Annotated in this window: 1 protein-coding gene; it reads left to right on the plus strand. The window is 68.8% G+C overall.

Annotated features, from left to right (window positions below; all coding sequences use genetic code 11):
• Positions 1-28 precede the first annotated feature (28 nt).
• On the plus strand, positions 29-702 hold a 674-nt coding region (locus D7Y13_RS41735; RefSeq protein WP_147452657.1), incomplete at its 3' end, for a lysophospholipid acyltransferase family protein.

Here is a 702-nt window from a genome sequence, read left to right on the forward strand (position 1 = left end):
TGCGTGCCGGGGTGCTAAGGAGCCAGGCATGCTGGAGCGTTTCAGCGACAAGGTGAAGAAGGGCCTGCGCGGCTGGACCGAGCGCATGGCGGGCGAAGCGCAGTCGGGCGAACTCCAGGGCCTGGCCCGGACGGAGAACGAGTACGGGGTGGACCCCTTCGGGTTCAATCTGGACTACAGTCTGGCCGCCATCGCCCCGTTCCTGTGGCTCTACCGCCACTATTTCCGCGTGGAGGCCTACGGCGCGGACCGCATCCCCGCCGGGCGCGTGCTGCTGGTGTCCAACCACTCCGGCCAGCTGCCCATGGACGGCGCGATGATTGGCATCGCCCTGATGGTGGAGGGCTCTCCGCCGCGCGCCATCCGCAGCATGGTGGAGAAGTGGGTGCCGTCCCTGCCCTACGTCTCCACCTTCATGGCGCGCGTGGGCCAGATCGTCGGCACGCCGGAGAACTGCCGCCGCCTGCTGGAGGCGGAGGAGGCCATCCTCGTGTTCCCCGAAGGCACGCGCGGCCTCAACAAGCTGTGGCCCCAGCGCTACCAGCTCCAGGAGTTCGGCCTGGGCTTCATGCGGCTGGCCCTGGAGACGAACACGCCCATCGTCCCCATCGCCGTGGTGGGCGCGGAAGAGCAGGCCCCCGCGCTGATGAACCTGAAGCCCCTGGCGAAGCTTCTGGGCATGCCGTCCTTCCCCATCACGCC

Origin of the sequence: Corallococcus praedator, assembly GCF_003612125.1 — a bacterium.
Classification (GTDB): Bacteria; Myxococcota; Myxococcia; order Myxococcales; family Myxococcaceae; genus Corallococcus; species Corallococcus praedator.